The 19,302-nt window shown below is 74.2% G+C and carries 16 protein-coding genes and 1 riboswitch; of the genes, 4 read left to right on the forward strand and 12 right to left on the reverse strand.

The window, feature by feature from the left end:
• The first annotated feature begins 154 nt into the window (after positions 1-154).
• The gene (locus tag AB0F38_RS03110) at positions 155-2,209 is read left to right on the forward strand and encodes a bifunctional glycosyltransferase 87/phosphatase PAP2 family protein (RefSeq protein ID WP_361885700.1); all 2,055 of its coding nucleotides are present in this window, start codon (positions 155-157) and stop codon (positions 2,207-2,209) included.
• Between the two features lie 237 nt (positions 2,210-2,446).
• On the opposite strand, the gene AB0F38_RS03115 is transcribed toward AB0F38_RS03110, so the two are convergent.
• Genes AB0F38_RS03115 through AB0F38_RS03135 form a run of 5 tightly spaced genes read right to left on the reverse strand, consistent with a single transcriptional unit; the run spans position 2,447 to position 8,082 of the window.
• Positions 2,447-3,271: an ECF transporter S component gene (locus AB0F38_RS03115; RefSeq protein WP_361885703.1), complete on the reverse strand. Its 825-nt coding sequence runs from the start codon at positions 3,269-3,271 to the stop codon at positions 2,447-2,449.
• Positions 3,268-5,004 carry an ATP-binding cassette domain-containing protein gene (locus AB0F38_RS03120; protein WP_361885706.1) on the reverse strand — a complete coding sequence of 579 codons (1,737 nt, stop codon included), beginning with the start codon at positions 5,002-5,004 and terminating at the stop codon, positions 3,268-3,270. The genes AB0F38_RS03115 and AB0F38_RS03120 overlap by 4 nt, the downstream gene beginning before the upstream one ends.
• Positions 5,001-6,152 (reverse strand): energy-coupling factor transporter transmembrane protein EcfT, encoded by a 1,152-nt coding sequence (locus tag AB0F38_RS03125; protein ID WP_361885709.1) that lies wholly within the window; start codon positions 6,150-6,152, stop codon positions 5,001-5,003. The genes AB0F38_RS03120 and AB0F38_RS03125 overlap by 4 nt, the downstream gene beginning before the upstream one ends.
• Positions 6,149-6,832: an SCO2322 family protein gene (locus tag AB0F38_RS03130; protein WP_361885712.1), complete on the reverse strand. Its 684-nt coding sequence runs from the start codon at positions 6,830-6,832 to the stop codon at positions 6,149-6,151. The genes AB0F38_RS03125 and AB0F38_RS03130 overlap by 4 nt, the downstream gene beginning before the upstream one ends.
• Positions 6,829-8,082, reverse strand: coding sequence for a prenyltransferase/squalene oxidase repeat-containing protein (locus tag AB0F38_RS03135; protein ID WP_361885715.1), 1,254 nt, complete (start codon positions 8,080-8,082; stop codon positions 6,829-6,831). Before AB0F38_RS03135 ends, AB0F38_RS03130 begins: the two co-directional genes overlap by 4 nt.
• Positions 8,083-8,188: 106 nt before the next feature.
• Positions 8,189-8,312: riboswitch (cobalamin riboswitch) on the reverse strand.
• Positions 8,313-8,466: 154 nt separating this feature from the next.
• On the opposite strand from AB0F38_RS03135, the gene AB0F38_RS03140 reads away from it, so the two are divergent.
• Positions 8,467-8,979, forward strand: coding sequence for a hypothetical protein (locus tag AB0F38_RS03140; RefSeq protein ID WP_361885718.1), 513 nt, complete (start codon positions 8,467-8,469; stop codon positions 8,977-8,979).
• Here the strand turns inward: AB0F38_RS03140 and AB0F38_RS03145 are convergent.
• Complete coding sequence (locus AB0F38_RS03145; RefSeq protein WP_361885721.1) at positions 8,961-10,436, reverse strand: PHB depolymerase family esterase; 1,476 nt, start codon at positions 10,434-10,436, stop codon at positions 8,961-8,963. The two genes, AB0F38_RS03140 and AB0F38_RS03145, sit on opposite strands and share 19 nt — an antisense overlap.
• A 262-nt stretch (positions 10,437-10,698) precedes the next feature.
• Between AB0F38_RS03145 and AB0F38_RS03150 the strand changes: the two genes are divergently transcribed.
• Complete coding sequence (locus AB0F38_RS03150; RefSeq protein WP_361885724.1) at positions 10,699-11,493, forward strand: 3-hydroxybutyrate dehydrogenase; 795 nt, start codon at positions 10,699-10,701, stop codon at positions 11,491-11,493.
• Positions 11,494-11,528: 35 nt separating this feature from the next.
• A complete protein-coding gene (locus tag AB0F38_RS03155) occupies positions 11,529-13,505 on the forward strand; it encodes a GAF domain-containing protein (RefSeq protein ID WP_361885727.1) in 1,977 nt (658 codons plus the stop codon).
• A gap of 92 nt (positions 13,506-13,597) precedes the next feature.
• On the opposite strand, the gene AB0F38_RS03160 is transcribed toward AB0F38_RS03155, so the two are convergent.
• From AB0F38_RS03160 to AB0F38_RS03185, 6 genes are read right to left on the reverse strand one after another with little or no spacing between them, the layout of a single operon-like run.
• A complete protein-coding gene (locus AB0F38_RS03160; protein WP_361885731.1) occupies positions 13,598-14,488 on the reverse strand; it encodes an alpha/beta hydrolase in 891 nt (296 codons plus the stop codon).
• Positions 14,485-15,591: a branched-chain amino acid ABC transporter permease gene (locus tag AB0F38_RS03165; protein ID WP_361885734.1), complete on the reverse strand. Its 1,107-nt coding sequence runs from the start codon at positions 15,589-15,591 to the stop codon at positions 14,485-14,487. The genes AB0F38_RS03160 and AB0F38_RS03165 overlap by 4 nt, the downstream gene beginning before the upstream one ends.
• Positions 15,588-16,475, reverse strand: a complete 888-nt coding sequence (locus tag AB0F38_RS03170) for a branched-chain amino acid ABC transporter permease (protein WP_361885737.1) — start codon at positions 16,473-16,475, stop codon at positions 15,588-15,590. The genes AB0F38_RS03165 and AB0F38_RS03170 overlap by 4 nt, the downstream gene beginning before the upstream one ends.
• The gene (locus AB0F38_RS03175; RefSeq protein ID WP_361886739.1) at positions 16,475-17,206 is read right to left on the reverse strand and encodes an ABC transporter ATP-binding protein; all 732 of its coding nucleotides are present in this window, start codon (positions 17,204-17,206) and stop codon (positions 16,475-16,477) included. The genes AB0F38_RS03170 and AB0F38_RS03175 overlap by 1 nt, the downstream gene beginning before the upstream one ends.
• 14 nt (positions 17,207-17,220) lie before the next feature.
• A complete protein-coding gene (locus AB0F38_RS03180) occupies positions 17,221-18,012 on the reverse strand; it encodes an ABC transporter ATP-binding protein (RefSeq protein ID WP_361885740.1) in 792 nt (263 codons plus the stop codon).
• A gap of 3 nt (positions 18,013-18,015) precedes the next feature.
• Entirely contained in the window at positions 18,016-19,245 is a 1,230-nt protein-coding gene (locus AB0F38_RS03185) for a substrate-binding domain-containing protein (protein ID WP_361885743.1), read from the reverse strand.
• Between the last annotated feature and the right edge of the window lie 57 nt (positions 19,246-19,302).

A 19,302-nucleotide genomic window follows, 5' to 3' on the forward strand; every position in this document is an offset into this window, starting at 1 on the left:
CGTTCATGTTCTGGGCATTCTTTCGGGCAAATGCGGGGTGACAGTCAGGCATGGAGGAGGTTGATTGTGTCTACCTCCCAGGGCGGTGCGAAGCTTCATCCGCACACCCGGGCCGAGGGGACAGTGCACGCAACGGTGGGAGGGTCGGCGCAGCGTGGCAGATGCGGAGCGCAGTGTGCGGGGGAACGTGGCGGCGGACCCGGGGACGAGGGCCGGGGCGGCCCGGGTCGTCCTCTGGCTGGTCATCGCCGTGCTGGCGGTACGGCAGATGGCGGTGGTGCTGCGGGAGCGGCCCGGCGAACGCCTCGCCGACCTGACGGCCTGGACGGGCGGCGACGGTGTTCTGCATGCCGCGGGGTCCCTGTACGGCCCCGGCAGGTTCAGCGGCACGCCGTTCGCGGGGCTGGTGCTCAAACCCATGACCACCTCGGCCGAACAGGCACTCGGCGTCGCATGGACCTTCGGCTCGCTGCTGCTCGTCGTGGCGCTCGGCCTCGTCGCGGCCCGCGCCCTGCCCGGCCCTGTCAGCCGCCGCACCGCGTTCCTCGCGGCCCCCGTGGCGGTCACCCTGCTGATGGTGTCGCTGCCCGTACGCAACACCCTGTACCTGGGCCAGACCAGCATCCTGCCCGTCCTGCTGGTCGTCCTCGCCTGCTTCGTGGCGCGCGGCGAACGCCTGCCGGGCGTGCTGACCGGCATCGCCGCCGCCCTGCAGCCCACCGTCCTGCTCTTCGCCGTCCTGTTCTGGCTCACCGGCCGGCGGCGGGCCGCGACTGCCGGTGGCGCGGCCTTCGCCCTGTGCACCGTGCTGGCCTGGGCGGCGATGCCGCACGACTCGTGGACGTACTGGGTGCGCCATCCCGCGGGCGCCGGACTCGGCGAGAACCCGGACAGCCTGGCCAACCAGTCCCTGCACGGTGCGCTGCTCCGCCTCGGCTTCGAAGGCCCCCTGGAGACCGGGCTGTTCCTGGCGCTGGCCGCCGCCGTCACCGTCGTCGGACTGCGGCGCGCGGCCCGCTACGCGCGGGACGGACAGCTCCTCCTGGCGGTTGCCGTCACCGGTTGCGTGGCCGTCGCCGTCTCGCCCACCACCTGGCAGCACCAGCTGCTCTGGGTGCTGCTCGCCGTCGTCGGCCGGGTCGGTACCCGCGCCTCGGACCGGCTGGTGTGGCCGGCCGTCGTGGTGCTCGTCGTCACCCTGCCGGGGAAGATGCTGCTCCCGAACGTCGGGGTGCTCCTTCCCGTACGCGACAACGTGCTGCTCATCGCGGCCCTCGGCGCGGCCTGCGCGGCGCCGTTCCTGGCCCGCACGTCGCCGTACTGGCAGAGCCCCGTTCCCACCGACCACGCCCGTCCGGTCGCGTCCCGCTTCGCATGGGTGCCCCTGGTGCCCTTCTGGAGACGGGTGCTCGGCCGCCCCAACCTCCTGCTGGAACTCCTGCTGATCAGGGTCGTCTACTCCGCGTACGCGCAGGTCCGGCTGGCGGCTACCGCGGGCCGTTCCACGGCGGAGGAGCACGGCCGGCAGATCCACTCCGTCGAGCAGTGGCTGCACATCGACATCGAGCACCGGATCAACCACGCGGTCGTCGACATCGCCTGGCTGCGGGACTTCTTCGACTACTACTACTCGACGTTCCACTTCATCGTGCCGCTCGCGATCCTGGGTGTGCTGTACGTGCGCCGGCCCCCGGACTACCGCTGGGCCCGCAGCTCCATCGGCTTCGCCACGGTCCTCGCCCTGGTCGGATTCTGGCTCTACCCGCTCGCACCGCCCCGGCTGATGCCGGGCCTCGGCTTCATCGACACGGTGCACGGGGTGCAGGACTTCTCGAAGCCGGACTACGGGACGCTGACGTCGATGACCAACCAGTACGCGGCGATGCCGTCGCTGCACTTCGGATGGTCGCTGTGGTGCGGGGTGGTGATCGTGCTGCTCGCGCCGAAGGCGTGGATGAAGGCCCTCGGTCTGCTGCACCCGCTGTTCACGGTCTCCGCCATCGTCGCCACGGGCAACCACTGGGTGCTGGACGCGGTCGGCGGCGCGCTGGTCGTCGCCCTGGGCTTCGGGCTGACCTATGTGCTGTCCGGGCCCCGGCGCCTGCGGCCCCGGGCCGACGACGCGGCGGAGCCGCTGCCCGGCCGTACGGCGGACGAGGGCGGCGGCGACGCGGTGCCGGTGGCCCGGCCCGCGGGCGGCGAGCGGTAGGACCCGCACGCAGGCCGAAGGGTGCCGGGACTCGAACGGCTCAGCCGGGCGAAGGTCCGAGCACATGGCCACATGGAAGACGAACCGGCCCAGCACCGCCTCCGCCCGGCCGCGTAACCGACGGCGGTCAGCGTCCAGACGGGGGCGAAGCCGGAGAGCAGGGCGTTCATGCGCCTCATGATCCCCGGGAGGCCCGGCGGCCGGTGCGCGGGGCCGGGCCTCCGCACCGGCGGCCGGTCATCCCTTCGGAGCCTCGAAGGTGACGGGGGCCTCGAACGCCGCACGCCGGGTGGCCCGGCGCAGGGCCCTCAGCAGGGTGGGTCCGACCGTGAGGGTCAGGACCACGGTCAGGACGGCGCGGCCCAGGTCCCAGCCGAGCGAGGTCGCCAGGCAGTACGCGAGGAAGCGGACCAGGTTCTCGTGCAGCGGGCCGCCCTCGACGAAGGAGATCCCGGAACCGAGCCCCGCCACGAGCGTCCAGCCCTGCAGGTTCATCACCGTGCCGTACGCGAACGCCGCCACGCACCCGTACGCCGCGAGCATCAGCACCTCGCCCCGGCCGCGGAGCCGCTGTGGACCGGGCAGCAGGCCCGCGCCCATCGCGAACCAGCCCATCGACAGCATCTGGAACGGCATCCACGGCCCCACCCCTCCGGTGAGCAGGGCGGAGGCGAACAACGTCACCGAGCCGAGCACGAAGGCGAATCCCGGCCCCAGGACCCGGCCGCTCAGCACCATCAGGAAGAACATGGGCTCCAGGCCCGCCGTCCCTGCACCCAGCGGGCGCAGCGCGGCGCCCACCGCCGCGAGGACGCCGAGCATGGCGACCGCCTTCGCGTCCAGGCCGCCGTCCGCGACCGTCGCGACCACCACGCCGACGAGCAGGACGAGCAGCGCCGCGAACAGCCACGGCGCGCCCTGGGCATGGGCGGTGACACCGGAGCCCTCGCCGGCCAGCAGCGGCCAGCCGAAGGCCATCACCCCGATGGCGCTGACCAGGACGAGTGCGGCAGCGGCACGCGGGCCGATCCGGACCGGGCGCGCCGGACGGGAGCCGGTCACGCGACGGGCTCCCCGGAGGTGGACGCTTCCAGCGCCGTGCCCACCTGTGCCACGGTCAGCCACTGCTGCGGGGCCAGGATCTTCGCGGTCTGCGGGGCGAACGCGGGGGAGGAGACCACCACCTGCCGGGTCGGCCCGTCGGCGACGACCTCGCCGTCGGCGAGGATCACCACCCGGTGGGCCAGCTCCGCCGTCAGTTCCACGTCGTGCGTGGCCAGGACGATCGCGTGCCCCTTCGAGGCCAGCCTGCGCAGCACCCCGACGAGCCGGGCCTTCGCGGCGTAGTCGAGGCCTCGCGTCGGCTCGTCCAGGAGGAGCAGCGGGGGACGGGCGGTGAGCACCAGGGCGAGCGCGAGGGCGAGCCGCTGCCCCTCGGACAGGTCGCGGGGGTGGGTGTCGTCCGGCACACCGGGCAGCAGCTCGGACACCAGGGCCCGGCAGCTGCCGGGCGGAGCGCCCGCGTCGGAGTCGGCCGCCGCGCACTCGGCGGCGACCGTGTCCGCGTACAGCAGGTCGCGCGGCTCCTGCGGTACGAGTCCGACCCGGCGCGCCATGGTGCGCGGCGCCGTACGGGACGGGTGCAGACCGCCGACGAGGACCGAGCCCGTGGTCGGTTCGATCATCCCGACGAGCGTGCTCAGCAGGGTCGATTTGCCCGCGCCGTTACGGCCCATCAGGGCCACGGTCTCCCCGGGCGCGACGGACAGCGTCACCCGGCGCAGCGCCTCGACGCGCCCGCGCCGCACCCCGAGGCCCTCGACCCGGGTGACGGCGTCGTCGAGGGGCTCGGGCGCGGTGCGCGGACGGCGGCCGAGCAGCCGGCCGAACAGCCCGGGGGGCGCGGCGGCGGGAGCGGGGAGCGGTTTTGGGGCGGCTTCCGGGGACGGGGCCGTCGTCCCGGGCGCCGGGAGCGGCACGGAGGCCAGCCGCTCCCGGAGGTCCACCGCCCGCCGCCGCGCGTCGCGCACCGACAGCGGCAGCGGCTCCCAGCCGGCCAGCCGGCCCAGGGCCACGACCGGCGGGCGCACGGGCGAGACGGCCATGACGTCCGCGGGCGCGCCCGTCACCGGGGCGGCTCCCGGCGACGGGAGCAGAACGACCCGGTCGGCGTACTGCACCACGCGCTCCAGCCGGTGTTCGGCCATCAGCACGGTCGTGCCCAGGTCGTGCACCAGCCGCTGGAGCACCGCCAGGACGTCCTCGGCGGCGGCCGGGTCCAGGGCGGACGTCGGCTCGTCCAGGACCAGGACCTTCGGGTGCGGGGTGAGGACCGAGCCGATCGCGACCCGCTGCTGCTGGCCGCCGGACAGCGTGGCGATCGGCCGGTCGCGCAGCTCCGCCAGGCCCAGCAGGTCCAGCGTCTCCTCGACCCGCCGCCGCATCACGTCGGGGGCCAGGCCCAGCGACTCCATGCCGTACGCCAGCTCGTCCTCGACGGTGTCGGTGACGAAGTGCGCGAGCGGGTCCTGACCCACCGTGCCCACCAGATCGGCGAGCTCACGGGGCTTGTGGGTACGGGTGTCCCGGCCGTCCACCGTGACCCGGCCGGTCAGCACACCGCCGGTGAAGTGCGGTACGAGACCGGAGACGGCACCCAGCAAAGTCGACTTGCCGACCCCGGACGGGCCGACGAGCAGCACGAGCTCCCCCTCGGGGACCGTGAGATCGACCCCCGAGAGCGTGGGACGGTCCGTTCCCTCGTACCGCACCGAAACCTGCTCGAACCGGATCACGCCTGCTCCTCGGAGTCCTTGGGGGAGGCCGGCGGCGGGACGGGCGCCACGGCGGCGGGCAGCAGCCCGATCAGCACCGCGGCGGCGGGCCACAGCGGCAGTACGGGGGCGGTCAGCGGTACGACACCGGGGCGCAGCGCCGCCGGGCCGACGGCGGCCGCCCAGATCATCGCCCCGGCCACGGCCGCGCCGGAACCCGCGACCAGCCAGGCACGCGCGCCCCACCGGTCCGGCCGGTAGCGGGTGCGGACCGTACGGCGGCCGCCCAGCCGGAGCCCCGCCAGGGCGGCGACCAGCCCGGCCAGCAGCAGCGGCAGCCCGTACACGGCGCCCTCGGCGGCCAGCAGCCCGTACGTGCCCGCGCACACGCCCAGCAGCCCGCCGAGCGTCAGCGCGTTCGTGGTGCGGCGGACGGCGGCCGGGACCTGGGCCGTGCGCCCGTACCCCCGCGCGTCCATCGACGCCGCCACCGCCACCGAACGCTCCAGGGCGCCCTCCAGCACCGGCAGCCCGATCTGGAGCACCGCCCCGATCCCGCCGGTCGGGCGGCCGCGCAGCCGGCGGGCGGTCCGCAGCCGCACCACGTCCGCGACCAGATTCGGCGCGAACGTCATCGCGACGACCACGGCCACCCCCGCCTCGTACAGCGCTCCCGGCAGCGACTTCAGCAGCCGGGCCGGGCTGGCGAGCGAGTTCGCCGCACCGACGCAGATCAGCAGGGCCGCCAGCTTCGCCCCCTCGTACAGGGCGAAGACCACCTGCTCGGCGGTGACCCGGCCGCCGATCCTGACGCCCTGCGCCCAGTCGGGCAACGGCAGTTCGGGGAGCGTGAACAGGAGGTGCGTACCCGGGACCGGCGAGCCGAGGAGGACGGAGAAGACCAGCCGCGCACCGACCACGAACAGCCCCAGCTTGATGAACGCCCCGTACGAACGGGCCCACGGTGCGTCCGTGCGGCGGGCCGCCACCACATAGCCCGCCACGCCCACCAGCAGGCCGAGCAGCAGCGGATTGGTCGTACGGGAGGCGGCCGCGGCGAGGCCGAGCGCCCACAGCCACCAGGCCCCGGCCGGCAGCGCGTTGCTGCGGGTCGCCTCGGGTGCGCGCAGGGCACGGTGGAGCCGGGCCGCGCCGGTGGAGCGGGTCATCGGCGGCGACGGGCCTGCAGCACTGCGGCGACACCGAGCAGGAGCACCGCACCGATCCCGGTGAGCACACCGGCCGACGGACCGCCGCCGGCGGAGCCGCCGTCCGCGGCGTCCGAGGCGTCCGAGGCGGACGAGCCGCCGGAGCCGGACTCCGGGGCACCGGAGTCCCCGTCGACCTGCTCACCGCAGCCGGACCCGGGATAGCCCGAGATCGCGCAGAGCATCGCCGAACCGTCGTACCGCAGCGGCTTCGCCACCGAGGCGAGCGCCTCCGCGGTGCTCGCGTCCGGGGCCACCCGCGCACAGGCGGTGCGCGGCGTGGGCGGCGTCTCGCCGTCCGGGGCGTCCGCCGCCGTGCCCGCGTCGATGACCAGCGCGATCCGCTTGAGGCCGTCCTTCGCCGGGGTGCCCGCGCAGATCGCCCCGAAGTCCGGGGCCCGGCGCGGCTGCGCCGAGTCCTGGGAGTCCTCGCTCACCGCGAAGCGGAAGCCCTGCACCGCGCCATCGTCGGGTCGCACCAGGGAGGGGCCCTGTGTGGCGTACGTCCAGCTCTTCCCGCCGTCGCCCTCCCAGAACGACCAGTAGCGGTACCCGGCCGCCTGCGCGCTCCCCGCGCCCGCCACGGTCAGCAGAGCGCCGATGAGCAGGAGCAGCGCCGCGGTGCCCGACGGGCGCCTCACAGCTGCTGGTTCTTCCGGCGTCCGCTGAGCAGGAAGCCGATGCCCGCGCCGAAGGCGAGTCCGATGCCGATGAGCCACCAGACGCCGAGCCCGCCGTCGTCGCTGCTCGTGTCCTTCGGCTCCCGCGCGGTCGCGGTCGGCGAGGGCACGGCGGTGGCGGCGGGCGCGGGGCCCGTCGCGTTGAGCTGCCTGACGAGGTCGACGCCGCCGAAGTCGCGGGCGTCGGTCCCGGTCGCGTGCGCGGCGAGCACCAGCTGGGCGATGGCGGCGGGGCCGCCCTCCTCGGCCCAGTCCTGAGCGTTCTTCTCCAGGTACGCGACCGCTCCGGCCGCCTTGTCCTTGTGGCCGGACGCCGCCAGCGCGACCACGGCGTCGGCGGTGTTGCCGAAGTCGGGCTGCGGTTCGGTGTCCTCGGCGCCCGGCATCGGCGGCAGCTCCAGATGACCGGAGCCGGCCAGGGCGCCCGCGAGGTGGTAGGCGCCGTTCTGCGCGGACTGCTCCGGGGTCAGGTCCGTGCCCTCGGCGCAGGAGGGCGCCTTCACCGCGTTGGAGGTGCCGGCCGCCATGCCCTTGCCCATCGCGCCGAGCACCGCTGCCGCCGTGGCGTCCGCGTTGGCCGTGAGCGTGCCGTCCTTGTCCGGCTGGTAGGCGAACGCCCCGCCGTCCTTGCCCCCGCACGGCAGGGCGAACGACTGCAGCGCCGTGTACGGCGTGCCGCCGCCCTCCCTGGTGACCGCGGCCAGCGGTACGCCCGCCCGGGCCAGCGCGCCGATCACGACGGCGGTGGAGTTGGCGTCGCTCGGGCTGCCCGGGTTGTAGCCCCAGCCGCCGTCCTCGTTCTGTACGGACTTCAGCCAGGCGACGCCCTTGTCCACGACCTCGCGGTGCACGGCCAGCTCGACCATGGCCTGGACCGCCGCCGCGGTCGCGTTGGTGTCCGCCACCGTCGTGTCGTCGCAGGGCGCGGAGGCGTCACGGTACGAGGTGAATGACCCGTCGGCGCACTGCTGGCCGACGAGCCAGTCCACCGACTGCGTGGCGGGCGTGACGAGCTCGATCTTCTGGGCCAGGAAGGCCACCGACTGGCGCCACACACCGTCGTACGTCGGGTCCTTCGTGCCGTACAGACCGGGCGGCAGCTCCGCGGACGCGGAGGGGGACGGGCTCGGGGCGGCGACCGCCGCGGGGGCGGCCCCGGCACAGAGCACGGCGGTGATCGCGAGCGCTGCCGCGCGGCGGCGTACGGTCATGACGGGCTGGGCCTCTCCTGCGAGGACCGGGCTCGGGCGCACGGACGCGCCGGGCTCCGGCCCCGTATGCCTCGACGGTGCCGGCCACCGGGGTTCCGGTGGCACGAGCCGGTCACACTCACGCACGGGGCATTCCGGCTGACCGCCGCTGCGGGCGGATGACGGTTGCGGGTCAGCGCCGGATTCGCACCGGCTTCCCCCCGTACGGGCATGATGACGACCCGCTCACTGTACCGGGGCGCTCCGCGGCCTCCCCGGGCGCACGGCCACCGCAGCCGGCCGCGCTCCGGGAGAAGGGCTTCACAGCAGGTCAAGGCCCGTGCGAAACTCCGGCGGGGATCAGCAGGCGGGAGACCGCCGGAACGACCGGGGCGGGAAGCACCAGTGGGTACGAGAAGAACGGTGGCCGTGGCCGCCGCGGTGAGCGCGTTCATGACGGTGACCGCGGGCTGCGGCCTCGTGGGCGAGGACGGGACCGCGCCCGAACCGTCACCCGAGCCCACCGTGCCGTTCACCAGGGAGACAGTGGCCGGCGAGACGGCCGCCGCCGCCGGGACCGCGGGACTCCCCGCCGGTGACACCTCCACGGCCGCCCTGCCCGCGGGCGACTGGCACACGTGCGTCGCGCCCTGGACGGGCGACGTGCCGGCCGCGGGCGCGGCCGGGGCCTTCGAGGCGGCCGTGCGGCAGCTGCGCCAGCAGGAATGGGAGATCGTCTCCAGCCACGCCGAGCAGGACGTCACCTTCCGCACCCTCGCCAAGCGGGGCTGGAAGGTGTACGCCCGGCACTACGCGGCGGAGGGCTCCGGCACCGGGCAGATCGTGTCGCTCACCGCGGTCGAGGACGGCTGCGAACTGCCGAAGGAGATCAGGGCCGACTACGAGGACCCGGCCTGACAGCCGGAGTCGGCGATCACGAAGTGGCCCGCCGGTGACTCCTTGAGCGTATGGGTCACGAACACGTTGTACAGGCCCATGTTCTGCCCGGAGCCCTTCGCGTAGACGTATCCGCCCGAGGTGTGCGCCCGTCCCGCCGTCACGTGCGCGTAGTTCGTCGCCGTGAAGCACCGGACGGGTTCCGTACCGCCCGAGGTGGTCGCCGTCACGGAGGACGACACGGCCCCCACCGTGCCCGAGGAGTCGGCCGCCGCCACCGTCCAGCGGTACGGGACCCCGGCGCTCAGCCCGGTGTCCGTGACGGAGAGCGAGGCCGTCGAGGCCACCTGGACGCCGTCGCGGTACACCCGGTACGAGGCGGCTCCCCCGACCGCGTTCCACGCCAGCGACGCCGTGCTGTCCGTGACCCCGGTGACCGTCAGACCGGCCGGGGCCGGCAGCCCGTCGCCCGGCGTGTCCCGGTCCAGACCCCAGAACACGCCCGTGCGGTACGTCGAGCAGATGGTGTCCAGGAAGTACGCGGCCGTCGACCCGCACTGGCCGTCGCCCGATCCGGGGTCCACCGCCAGCCCGTGCCCCATGCCGGACACCATGAACGTCTCCACGGCCGACTGCCCGGACGCGTCCTCGTACACGCTCCGGGTCGTGCCGCCGGGCAGGCTCTCGGTACGGGACGGGGTCTGGCCGATGCCCCGGACATCGGTCCACTGGTCACGCAGCGCGGCTGCGTTGGCGGGGTACACCGTGTAGTCCGAGGTGCCGTGCCAGATCGCGACCCGGGGCCACGGCCCGGTCCAGCCCGGGTAGGAGGCGCGGACCTTGTCGCCCCACTGGGCGGGCGTCAGCTTCTGCGGCCCCGTCTGGCAGCCGGACGCCGCCGCCTGACTCGTGGCGCACTGCGCGGGCAGCCCGGAGGCCACGGACCCGCCCGCGAAGACGTCCGGATAGGCGGCCAGCAGATCGGCGGTCATACCGCCGCCCGCCGAGAGCCCGGTGACGTACACCCGGCGGCCGTCCGAGCCGTACGTCCGCTTCGCGTACTCGACCATCTGCACCACGGACGCGGCCTCTCCCCGGCCCCGGGTGCTCTCGGCCGGGTCGAACCAGCCGAAGCACGACAGCGGGTTGTTCGCCGCCGTCGTCTGCGGGAAGACCACGTCGAATCCCCACCGGTCGGCGTACTGCGGCCAGCCCGAGTGGGTGTAGTAGGCGGTGGCCGTCTGCGTGCAGCCGTGCAGGGCCACGACCAGCGGCGCACCCGCCGGCAGGTCGTCGGGCGTGTAGGCGTACATCTGCAGATTGCCGGGGTTCGAGCCGAAGCCCGTGACCTGCTGCAGGCCGGCGGCCACGGGGGCCGTGGGGGCGGCCGCGGCGGTGCCCGGGGTCGTGGCGAGCAGAGCGAGAACGGCGGCGCAGGCGACGCGGCGGAGCAGGCGTCGGATGGTCGGTGGGCGCACGGTGGGGCCTCCCTGGTCGGACGTGCGGATTGCTGCCGGAACCTATGGGCCGGGGCGCGCCCCGCCCATGTGGCAGGCGGACATCCGCCGTGTCCCGCAGTGTGCGGCGCTCCCCTTGCGCCGCCGCGGGGCCGCGGAGCACCGCCCGGACCGCGCGCCCGCCGCCCGCCCCGCACCATGTACGCCACCACCATGCCGTCGCCCCAGGGTGTGTGCACCGACCCCGTGTGATGCGGGCGGTGACCTCCTTACCGTGACGCCCATGCAGACTTCCCGGATCCCGGACCACGCACCCCCCACACCTCCCGCAGACCGGTTCCTGGCCGGGCGCACCGCCCTGGTCACCGGTGCGGCGAGCGGCATCGGACTGGCCTGCGCCCAGGCGCTCGCCGCCGCGGGCGCCCATGTGTACGTGGTGGACAAGGCCGCGGACGCCGCCGAGGACCTGGCCGAGCGGATCGGCGGAACGGCCTGGGTGGCCGACCTCTCCGTGGCCGAGGCGGTGGACGCGCTGCCCGCCGACGCGGACATCGTGGTCAACAACGCGGGGCTGCAGCATGTGGCACCGGTGCACGACTTCCCGCCGGACCGCTTCACACTGATCCACCGGGTGATGGTGGAGGCACCGTTCCGCATCTTGCGCCGGACGCTCCCCGGCATGTACGAACGCGGCTGGGGGCGCGTCGTCAACATCTCGTCCGTCCACGGGCTGCGCGCCAGCCCCTACAAATCGGCCTACGTGTCGGCCAAACACGCACTGGAGGGACTGAGCAAGGTGGTCGCACTCGAAGCGGCGCCCCACGGGGTGACGAGCAACTGCGTCAGCCCCGGTTATGTGCGCACCCCCCTGGTCGAGAACCAGATCGCCGATCAGGCCCGCAGCCACGGCATCTCGGAACAGGAGGTGGTGGGCCGGGTCATGCTGGAGCGCAGCGCCGTCAAACGGCTCATCGAACCCGGCGACGTGGCCGGGGCCGTCCTGTGGCTGTGCGGTCCCGGCACCGGGCACGTCACCGGAACCTCCCTCGCGATGGACGGCGGCTGGACCGCCAACTGACCTTCCGCCCGCCCCCCGACGAACGATGGCCGCCCATGTCTGAACCGTCCCCCTCCGCCGCGCCCCTGCTGGCACGCCTCCTCGACCTGCTGGCCGACGACGCCCCCGCCGAGGCGCTCGGCGGCGTCACCTCGGAGGCCAGGGCCGCCGGGGTGTCCGCCGCCGAGCTGGCCGAGGTGGAGCGGGCGGCGGCCACCGCCCTGCGGATCAGGGGCGCCCTGCGCCAGCACCGGCGGCGGGAACTCCAGCTCACCGCCCTCTTCGACACGGCGGGCGACCTGGCGGCCTCCCGGGACCTGGACGACGTGCTCAAGGCCATCGTGCGCCGGGCCCGGATGCTGCTGGGCACCGACACCGCCTACCTCACGCTCCCCGACGAGGAGGCCGGGGACACCTACATGCGGGTCACCGACGGGTCGGTGTCCGTGCTCTTCCAGCGGCTGCGCCTCGAACTGGGCGAGGGGCTCGGCGGACTGGTGGCACAGACCGCGAGCCCGTACGCGACCCCCGACTACCGCACCGACGAACGCTTCCGCCACACCCGCAACATCAACGCCGGTGTGCTGGACGAGGGCCTCGTCGCGATCCTCGGCGTCCCCCTGCTCCTCGGCTCCAGCCGCGGCGGTACGGGAAAGGTCATCGGCGTCCTCTTCGCCGCCGACCGGGCCCCGCGCGTCTTCAGCCCCGACGAAGTCGCCCTGCTCTGCTCGCTGGCCGCGCACGCCGCGATCGCGATCGACACCGCCCGGGCCCTGGACGACACCCGGTCGGCGCTGGCGGAACTCGCCGGCGCGAACGCCGAACTGGCCGAGGCCAACGCCGCCGTACGCGCCCACTCGGCCGCCATGCAGCGCGCCGAGGAGGCCCACGACCGGCTCACCGACCTGGTGCTGCGCGGCGGCGACGTGAAGGACGTCGCCGTGTCCGTCGCCGGGCTGCTCGACAGCCCACTGACCGTCCATGACCCGGGCGGGCGCCTGCTGGCTGCCGTACGGCCGGACGGCTCCGGATTCGCCGCCGACAGCATGGACGCCGACTGGCTCGCCGGGACCGCCGAGGAGTCCCGTCACGTGGCACGCGCCGTACACCGCGACGGCCGGTGGATCTGTGCCGTGCTCGCGGGCCAGGAGCTCCTCGCCAGTCTCGTCCTGCACAGGGCCGACCGGCTCGACGACTCCGACCGGCGGCTCTTCGAACGCGCCGGTGTCGTCACCGGTCTGCTGCTGCTGTTGCGCCGCACGGTCGCCGAGACCGAGAACCGGATACGCGGCGAGCTGATCAGCGACCTGCTCAGCGACCCGGAACGCGATCCGGCCGGACTCGCCGAGCGGGGCCGGCGCCTGGGCGTCGACCTGGACCGGCCGCATCTGCTGCTGGTCGCGGAGGCGGCGGCCCGGGAGAAGCTCGGCGGCGCGGCGATGCGCTACCTGTTCGGCGGGGACATCCACGGGGTGAGCGCCGAACACGCGGGCACGGTGGTGCTGTTGATCGACTGTGCCGGCGGCGGCGTGCCCGTCGGCGACGCGGCGCGGGCGGCGGCCGCACAGCTCGGCCACCTCGTCCAGGCACCCGTCACCGTCGCCGGCACGGGCCCCGCCCGGGGCGCCCGCGAACTCGCCGCCGCCTACGGGGAGGCGGCGCGCTGCCTGCGGGCGATGCGGGTGCTGGGGCGCACGGGCGAGGGCGCCTGCGTCGGTGAGCTCGGCTTCCTCGGCGTGGTGCTGGGCAACGCGAAGGACGTGGACGGCTTCGTCACCGCGGTCCTCGGCCCGCTCCTGCGCTACGACGAACGGCGCGGCACGCACCTGGTCCGGACGCTGCGCGCGTACTTCGGGGCGGGCGGCAGCCTGATCCGGGCCAAGGACGAACTCCACGTGCACGTGAACACGGTGGTGCAGCGCCTGGACCGGATCCAGGTGCTGCTGGGCCGCGACTGGAACGAGCCGGACCGGGCGCTGGAGCTGCAGTTGGCGCTGCGGCTGCACCTGCTGTCGGGCGGCCGGGATGGCTAGGGCCTCCCGTTCCGGTCACGCCGGCTCGCCGATCCGGCCTGATCCGAACGAAAGACCCTGGTCCGGGCCGCCCGCGCGCGGTCCTCCCGGGCTCACGTGCTGCCGGAGTGCTCCAGCAGACTGTCCGCGATGAGGGCGGAGCCCCGTTCGCCCGTGAGTACCGTGTAGTGGTTGACGCCCGCGATCCGGACCGCCCGGACCTCCGTGTCGGCCAGGCCGGCCCTGGCCAGCCTCGCTTCGTCGTACAGACCCTGCTCCTCGTTCATCAGGCCGCGTTCCGCCCACAGCAGCGTCGTCCGCCCCGCGAGCGTGTGAACGGCCGACAGCACGTGCTCCTCGAACAGGTCCGTCCCGTCCGTGCGGACGGCCTCCAGACGGCAGCTGGAGCGCAGAGCGGGTTCCTCCCCCGTCAGGTCGCGCTGGATGTACGCGTCGACCTCCGGCGACCACCCCTCGTCCGAGAACGAGGGGTGGGCCTGCCAGAAACCCCGGTACGCGGCGCGGTCGGGGAACGTCATCGTCAGCCGGGCCATGGCCGGGCCGATCACGGCAGTGATCAGCTCGTCCGCGGACAGGTGGGTGGGCGCCGGGAAGCCGAACCCGCCGTCGACCAGGACCAACGGGCCGAAGCGGTCCGGGTGCCGTACGGCGGCCTGCGCCGCCACGAAGGCCCCCATCGAGTGGCCGGCCAGCACCACCCGGTCCAGCCCCAGCGCGTCGGCCAGCGCCGCCGCGTCGTCCGCGTGCGCGGCGATGCCGTACGGCCCGGGCAGCGCGGCGCTGGCGGCCCGGCCGCGCAGGTCCGGGGCGATCAGAGTGGCCCGGCCGGCCAGCTGCCGGGCCACCGGGCCCCAGGAGAGCCCGTTGGCGGTGATGCCGTGCAGGGCCAGGACCACCGGAGCCCCGGGGTCCCGGGCCGGCCAGCGCAGCGCGGCGAGTTCCCCGCCGGTCACGGGTACGCGGATCTCCTCGTACGGGGTCATCTGTTCTCCTTGCGGGTTCCGCGCAGACGGGACGGCAGGCGGGCCAGGCCGCCGGGGAGTACGTGTACCACGACCACGAACAGCGCCCCGAGCAGGAACAGGGGCTGGGAGAGCGGCACCCGCAGCACCGCGGGCAGATCGGCCACCGCCCCTGATCCCGCGAGGTCGCCGAGCCGGTGGTCCGCCCAGGCGTAGAGGATGCCCCCGACCATCGGCCCCCAGCGGGTTCCGGAGCCGCCCAGCACCACCATCACGAGAAGGGCCAGGGTGAAGTCCGAGGTCGTCGTCTGCGGGGTGGAGCCGCCGGTGAGCAGGAGGTGGACGAGCCCGCCGGCCGCCGCCAGCCCCCCGGCCAGCACGAAGGCCGTCAGCTTGAAGCCGTACGGCTTCAGCCCCAGCACCTCCACCCGGCGCTCGTTCTCCTTGATGCCCTCCCAGACCCGGCCGGTGGGGGAGCGGACCGCCCGGTGGACGACACCGAGGGTCAGGACGAGGTAGGCGAGGGTGATCCAGTACAGGTTGGCGGTGTTGCCGATGCCGACCACCCAGGACGGCAGCAGCTCCGCAGGGGCCGCCCGGCCCTCCTCGCCGCCGGTGAAGCCGCCGGGGTTGCGGGCGACGACGATCGAGCCGGCCTGCGCGAACGCCAGCGTCACCATGGTGAAGCCGATGCCGGTGACCCGCAGGCTCACCGCCCCCAGGACCAGGGCGAGCGCGATCCCGGAGCAGAGACCCAGTGCGGCGGCCGCGGCGAACGGCAGGCCCGCCTCGAGCAGGAACGTGTTGGTGGCGTAGCTGCCCACCGCGAAGTACAGGGCGTGCCCGAAGGAGAGGAGCCCCGTACGGCCCAGCAGCAGGTCGTAGCCGGTCGCCAGGGCGCCGAACAGCAGGCAGGTGGCGAGGAGCTGGAGGCTTCCCGGGCTGCCGAGCGGCCCCTCCAGCAGGCCCGGCAGGGGAAGCGCGCTGAACGGCGCGATGATCAGGAGGACGAGTACGGCGGCGGGCCACCAGCGCAGCAGCCGGGCCGTGCTGCCCCGGGCCGGGGCGGGGGAGGGCGCGGGCGCGCCCTCCGTACGGTCGTGTGTCTCCGTGGCGGTACTCACGCGAGCCTCCCGGTCAGTCCGCGCGGCCTGACGAGCAGCAGCGCGGCGAGCATGACGACGACGGCCAGGTCGCCGAGGCCCGCCGCCGTGTAGTAGTTGGCGAACTGCTGGACCAGGCCGATGACGACGGCGGCCACCGCGGCACCGGTCACCGAGCCCATGCCGCCGGTGACCACCACGACGAACGCGAAGATCAGCAGCGAGGTGCCCTGCCGGGGGTCGACGGAGCCGAAGTACAGCCCGCCGAGGGCTCCGCCGAGCGCGGCGACCGAGCCGCCGATGGCGAACACGAGGGTGAACGCCTTGCGGACGTCGATGCCCAGCGCGGTCACCATCGCCCGGTCCTCGACCCCGGCCCGCACGACCAGGCCGTGCCGGGTCCGGCCGAGGAACAGACGCAGGACGACGAGGACGACGGCCGCCGCCGCGATCAGGACCAGCCGGTTCACCGGCACGTCCGCGCCCAGCAGCCCGAAGGTGCCGGAGAGCGCCTCGGGGCCGGGGAAGGTCCGGGCATCCGATCCCCAGATCCCGGAGAGCAGCGCGGGCACCGCCAGTGCCACGCCGACCGTGGCGAGGATCTGCTCGCGCGGCCGGGTGTACAGCGGGCGTACGACTCCGAGCTCCAGCACCACGGCGGCGAGGGTGCCCACCGCCGTGCCGAACAGGACGGCGAGGACGAAGCCCCAGCCGCCGGGGCCCGCGCCGGGAAGATTCCCGGAAGCCGCCCACCAGGTGCCGTAGGCACCGATGGAGAGCAGCGCCCCGTGGGCGAAGTTGAGCACGTCCATCAGGCCGAAGATCAGCGAGAGGCCGGATGCGATGAGGAAGTAGAGCGCACCCAGGCCGAGGCCCGTCATGGTGAGCAGCACGATGGTGGACATCAGGAATCCGCCTCCGCGGGATGTGTGGTGAGCGAACCCGGTCCCACGCCGAGCAGCCGGCAGGTCGCCTCCGCGTCGCCCAGCAGCCCGTCCGCCGCGCCCTGATGGGCCGTCCGGCCGTCGGCGAGCACCGCACAGTGTGCGGCGAGGCGGCGTACGACGGCGAGGTTCTGCTCGACGAGGAGCACGGGGACCGCCTCGGCCGCCCGTTCCAGCACCTGGGTGACCTCCGTGACCACCTTGGGGGCCAGGCCCTTGGTGGGTTCGTCGGCGATGATCAGCCGGTTGCCGTTGAGCAGGGTCCGGCCGATGGCCACCATCTGCTGCTGCCCGCCGGACAGTGTCCCGGCCGGCTGGCGGGCGCGCTGCTTCAGTTCGGGGAAGAGCTCGTGGACGAGGGCGTACGCGGGCTCGCCCGCGCCGCGGCGTTCGGCCAGTCGCAGGTTCTCCGCCACCGTCAGGCCCGCGAAGACGCCGCGGTCCTCGGGGGCGTAGCCGATGCCCCGCCGGATCAGGGTGTGGGTGGGCAGCGTCACGGTCTCCTCGCCGTCGAACCGCACGCTCCCGGTGCGCGGGACGAGGCCGAGGACGCCGCGTACGGTCGTGGTCTTCCCGGCCCCGTTGCGGCCGAGCAGCGCGGTCACCCCCTGGGGTGCCACGTCCAGGTCCACGCCGTGCAGGATGTGCCTGCCGCCGATCAGGACCCGCAGGCCGCGGACGGCGAGAAGCATCTTCGGTCCGGCTGTCACAGGCCCTCCCCGAGGTAGGCCTGCTGGACGAGGGGGTCGGCGGTCACGGCCTGAGGCGTGTCCAGGGCGAGCAGCCGGCCGTGGTGCATCACGGCGAGCCGGTCGGCGAGACCCAGCAGGACGTCCATGTGGTGCTCGACCATGAGGACGGTACGGCCCTCGTCGCGGTGCAGGGTGCGGATGAGTTCGGTGAGCGCGGGGACCTCCTCGGCGCTCACCCCGGCCATCGGTTCGTCGAGCAGCATCAGCCGGGGCTCTCCCACGAGCAGCACCGCGAGTTCCAGCTTGCGCTTCTCGCCGTGGGAGAGCTCCGCGGCCGTGGCCCCGGCGCGGTGGCCGAGGCCGGTGCGCTCCAGCACGCCGCTCACTTCGGCGGTGTAGCGGGAAGCACGCCGCCACAGCCGGTACGAGCCGCCGTGGCGGGCCTGCGCGGCCAGCCGGACGTGCTCGGCCACGGTCATCTGCGGCCAGAGGCTGGAGGTCTGGAACGTCCGCCCGATGCCACGCCGGGCACGGATGTGCACGGGCAGGTCCGTCAGGTCCGTGCCGTCCAGGGCGAGGGTGCCCGCAGTGGGCGGATTGATCCCGCTGATGAGGTTGAACAGGGAGGTCTTGCCCGCGCCGTTGGGGCCGATGAAGGCCAGGAACTCGCCCTCGTGGACGCTCAGGGAGACGTCCTGGAGGATGGTCGCCCCGCCGACGCTCCAGCCGAGACCGTCCAGCCGGAGCACGGGGGCGTCCGTACGCGCCCCCGTGCCGTGCGCGGCGGTGGTGGTGTGTGCGGTCACCGGTCAGCCCGCCGAGGGCGTGACGGGCGGTGCCACGTCGTTCATCGGCCGGGCGCTCACCAGCTCGGGCTCGGCGGTGGCGCCCTGCCCGTTCAGCCTGGCCACGAACATCGGCTGCACCAGGGCGTGGTCCTCGGCCCGGATCTGTGTCTCGCCCTTCACCCCGTCGAACTTCCAGCCCTCCAGGGCCTTCACCATGGCGGCGGTGTCGGTGGCACTGCCTTCCTCGACGGCCCGCACGATCATCTGCGCCGCGGTGAAACCGTCCGCGGAGAACAGGTCGGGCGTGCCACCCGCCTTCGTGACGCCGTCGATCATGGCCTTCTCCACGGCGTTGCCACCGCCCGCGCCGGGGAAGTAGTGCGCGAGGAACGAGACCTTGGTTCCGGCGGCCCCGAACACCGGGTACGAGGCCGTCCCGGCCAGCCCGGTGACGACCTTGCTCGCCGTCAGCACACCCTGCTGGTCCAGCGCGGTCCACAGGGCGGGGGCCGTCGCACCGGCCCAGGCGACGAAGACCAGATCGGGCCCGCCCGACTTGACCTGCCGGGCGAACGGGGTCAGGTCCGTGGCACTGGGCGGAGCGAGGACGGAGTCCACCTTCGCGCCCTTGGCACCGAGCACCGCCTTGACGGCTGCGACGTTGGCCTGGCCGAACGTCGAGTCCTGGGCGAGGACGGTGACCGTCCTGCCCTTGGGGTCGCCGAGCATCGTGCCCGCCGTGACGATGTCCTGGTAGGACTGCCGGCCGGAGCGGAAGGTGTACTCGTTGATCCCGGTCACGGCGTCGGTGGCGGCCGGGCCGTTGACGTACAGCACCTTGTTCTGGGCGGCCAGCGGGGCCATCTGGAGGGCGACGCCGGAGTCGGTGGTGCCCGCCAGCACCTTGTAGCCCTTGCCGATCAGGTTCTTCGCGGCGGAGACCGCCTTGCCCGGGTCGCCCGCGTCGTCATGCTCGGAGACCTCGATGGGGTGTCCGTCGACCTTTCCGGTGCCCTGGGTGGCGTGGTCGAGGCCCGCGATGAATCCGTCGCGGTACTGCTTGCCGTACGCGGCGAGCAGTCCGGTGCGGGAGTAGACCAGGCCCACCTTGACGGCCTCGTCCTCGCCGGAGCCGGATTCGCCGCCGGCCTGCCCGGCGGCGGTACACCCCGCCAGGAGAATGCCGGCGGTGGCGAGCACGGCCGCCGTCAGGGTTCTGTGCTGGATGGTGCCTACAGCTCTGCGACGCATGGGACCGGCTCCTCGGCATGGTTCGGGTGACGTGGGCCGAACCGTATGAACACCGTG

Source organism: Streptomyces sp. NPDC025273 (assembly GCF_040638585.1).
GTDB lineage: Bacteria > Actinomycetota > Actinomycetes > Streptomycetales > Streptomycetaceae > Streptomyces > Streptomyces cinereorectus.

Bases quoted from the DNA above. Each gene is read 5' to 3' on its own strand.
- AB0F38_RS03125 (WP_361885709.1), bottom strand. From the start codon at position 6,152: ATGACCCGCTCCACCGGCGCGGCCCGGCTCCACCGTGCCCTGCGCGCA.
- AB0F38_RS03135 (WP_361885715.1), bottom strand. From the start codon at position 8,082: ATGACCGTACGCCGCCGCGCGGCAGCGCTCGCGATCACCGCCGTGCTC.
- AB0F38_RS03150 (WP_361885724.1), top strand. From the start codon at position 10,699: ATGCAGACTTCCCGGATCCCGGACCACGCACCCCCCACACCTCCCGCA.
- AB0F38_RS03155 (WP_361885727.1), top strand. From the start codon at position 11,529: ATGTCTGAACCGTCCCCCTCCGCCGCGCCCCTGCTGGCACGCCTCCTC.
- AB0F38_RS03160 (WP_361885731.1), bottom strand. From the start codon at position 14,488: ATGACCCCGTACGAGGAGATCCGCGTACCCGTGACCGGCGGGGAACTC.
- AB0F38_RS03170 (WP_361885737.1), bottom strand. From the start codon at position 16,475: ATGTCCACCATCGTGCTGCTCACCATGACGGGCCTCGGCCTGGGTGCG.
- AB0F38_RS03175 (WP_361886739.1), bottom strand. From the start codon at position 17,206: ATGCTTCTCGCCGTCCGCGGCCTGCGGGTCCTGATCGGCGGCAGGCAC.
- AB0F38_RS03185 (WP_361885743.1), bottom strand. From the start codon at position 19,245: ATGCGTCGCAGAGCTGTAGGCACCATCCAGCACAGAACCCTGACGGCG.